This is a genomic window from Arthrobacter sp. Soil736 (assembly GCF_001428005.1).
Taxonomy (GTDB): Bacteria; Actinomycetota; Actinomycetes; order Actinomycetales; family Micrococcaceae; genus Arthrobacter.
In genome coordinates this window covers 35,825-38,901 of sequence record NZ_LMSB01000032.1, presented here as the reverse complement: position 1 = coordinate 38,901, position 3,077 = coordinate 35,825, and the positions used below count along the sequence as shown (strand labels likewise).

At 57.9% G+C, this 3,077-nt stretch carries 1 protein-coding gene and 1 pseudogene; both read left to right on the top strand.

The features are described from left to right. Positions 1–850 precede the first annotated feature (850 nt). The coding region (locus tag ASG92_RS16650) for a DUF4185 domain-containing protein (RefSeq protein WP_240987170.1) at positions 851–2,377 on the top strand (1,527 nt) is incomplete at its 5' end. Positions 2,378–2,980: 603 nt separating this feature from the next. Continuing rightward, positions 2,981–3,077: pseudogene (locus ASG92_RS29900) on the top strand (flavin reductase); the annotation flags it as partial.

The window sequence follows — 3,077 nt, the reverse complement described above, 5'->3', positions numbered from 1 at the left end:
GCGGACCACCTCGTCAATAAATGTGGCATGACACCCAACCAGTTAAATGAGTGGCTGATCTCCGGCACAACTACGAAGGGGTCCGCCCCTCCGCTGTAACTAAGCGACACTCGCCTAAGTGAGTCATGGCAGAAACGGACTACCGGCTGAGATCGCTGTCGACCTGGACCGTCTGGAAGCGATCCAGGAGGACATTCTTGGACGTCGTGGATGCAAACCACCACACCGGGCGTTGTCTCAGCCGACTTGGCATTTGGAGCGGTAATGCGTAGCAACGGCCACAAGTATGCAGGTGCTGGTTAAAGCGTACGGGAGCGGGAAAGATGTCATATGCAGGCAGAATTGTCGCAAGCATGGTGCACAGCAACTTTGGCTCTGATGATCATGGAAACTTTGAACTGGCACTCCTTGCGGGAGACAGTATCCAGCACTGGTGGCGAGACAACTCAGACAACGAGACATGGAAGTCGGGGCAGAAAATCGTGTCCGCTGGGGCGGCCGGCGCAGCGTCTCTCATCCAGAGCGACTTCGGGGGCGGTGACCATAAGAATTTCGAGGTCGTAGTGCCGCTTCGCAGAAGCGATGGGGGGATGGATCTGTGGCACTATTTCCANNCCTCATCCAGAGCGACTTCGGGGGCGGTGACCATAAGAATTTCGAGGTCGTAGTGCCGCTTCGCAGAAGCGATGGGGGGATGGATCTGTGGCACTATTTCCACAATAATTCCGATACAGCTCTTCCTTGGGAGAAAGGGCAGATGGTCGCTGCCGACGTGGCTGGACCGGGTTGCCTCATCCAGAGCGACTTCGGGGGCGGTGACCATAAGAATTTCGAGGTCGTAGTGCCGCTNGAGAAAGGGCAGATGGTCGCTGCCGACGTGGCTGGACCGGGTTGCCTCATCCAGAGCGACTTCGGGGGCGGTGACCATAAGAATTTCGAGGTCGTAGTGCCGCTGGTGCACGGCGATGCCTTCCAGTTGCGGCACTTCTTCCACGACAACTCCAACGTTTCCTCCCCATGGACGAAGGCCCTATACATCACTGACTGCGGAAGCGGATGGGGATGCATCATTTCCAGTGATTACTCATCACCGGAACATAGGAATTTCGAAGTACTTGTCGAGGAATGCGCCCATTCTATCGTGGCCTACTGGCGACCCAACTGGGATGTCCACCTGCCTTGGCTTCGGCACCGGCCGGTCACTGGGGAGTTGTACCCCGAGCGCCGGTTGGATGCCACCCAGAAGGTCGTACAACTTACCGGCGAATTTGACCGCCAGAACTGGGATGGCCTCGCACAAACCCTTCAGTTCGCACACAACCGCACGGAGTACGCGTATCAGATTCGCGGCACAGACTTGGGGGTCTCGTTTCCACACCGAGATCGGACGTACTTTCTCTTCGGCGATACTTGGCGTGTCAATCAGCCTCCGGAGTGGATAAACCTGGACGCCGTTGCTTATACGAAAGATAGGTACGCGGGTGATGGACTCGATTTGGTGTTCCTGCCCAAACCGCCACACATCAGTGACAATATTGCCCAGAGAGAGTTTGAAGTTCCTTTGGACGGGGTAAGCGTCGGGGACGCGATGTACGTATTCTTCTCGACCGGGCACTATCGGGTGGCCAACTACGACCTGATGGGCCGTTCCATATTGACGCGCTCCAATGATGAAGGCCACGAATTTACGTACCTGCGCACCTTTTCGAGTGGGCGGTTCATCAATGTCTCCATAGAGCGAGGCCGAATCGAGCCTAGAGTCGCAGACGCGGCCAGAATCCCGGGGATCAATGATGTCCTATGGATTTGGGGCAGCGGCAGGTACCGTTCTAGCAGCGTGTACTTGGCTGTCGTGCCGTTCGAAGACCTCGCCGGGCCAGAGTTTCGTGTTCGATACTTCTCTGGGAATGGACGTGCTCAACGTTGGAGCGCGAATGAGGATGACGCGACTTCCCTCTTTTGTGCCGGAGACGTCGGAGAAATCTCAGTTCGATGGAATCCCCAGCTGGAGCGCTACCTGGCCATGTTCAATACCGGCAACCCCCGCGGCATCGTCATGCATTCGGCACGCACACCTTGGGGGCCATGGTCCTCGCGCCCCATAATGGTCTTTGACCCTAATGATGGGTACGGGCACTTCATGCACAAGCCAGACGAGAATGGCCAGTTATTCGATCGCGTCCAGGACGACATGTTCGATCCAGGGCATCTCCGTAACGGCGATCCCGGTGGGGAGTATGGACCGTACCAAGTCTCCAACTACTCGGTGGGAACTGTGGACGGCGGTGCCCAGGTCTATTTCACAATGTCCACTTGGAACCCTTACCAAGTCGTGCTTATGTCAACGTTGGTCAGGTCGGACGCGGTCGATCCTTAGCTGTTGCTCTGCCGCCCAGCGCTAGGGTGTGGATCCACGGGTACTTGACCATGATATTTGGGTCTACATGAGGAATCGCGGCACTGAAGGCGTTGAGGACCCGGGGAATCATGTCAAGATGCCCGCCTAGGGCGGATCGTGGAATCATTTGATTTTGCCCGGATGGCAGGCTGGGGTTTGGTGCCCTGTTTCGCGGTGGTCAGGGTCAGGAGTTCGGCTCTTAGTGCCTGGATCTGACGTTGGATGGCAGCCGGGTTCAGGGGCTTGTTTTCCCGCCGTAGCCGCGTCTTCACGTCCCGGGCGACGGTGGCGGTGTCGGCCAGAACGCGTTGGAACGGAGTTGCGGGCCGGTCGTATGTCTTGCTGATCTTCGCTCCGGTCCGGACCTTCGCCAGGAGCTCTGCTGCGGCCCGAAATGATTCGTCAGCAGCCGCTGGAGCGCCCAGATCCGGTTCAACAGTTCCAGCTCGGCGGCGGTGTCGTAGCGGTGGTAGCCGACGGCCTGGCGCACGATGTGCCAGTTTCTCTGTTCCACATGCGCCCCGTCGTTCTTGTTCCCGGACCGGGACCGGGTGAACGTCAGGTTCTCCTGTTCGCACCAGCAAGTTCGCCCGCTCCGGTACAGACAAATTCGCCGGAGTGACCCATACGACTTCGCCGCTGGGCAACCCGATTTTAGACAGCGCCCTGGCATGGATCG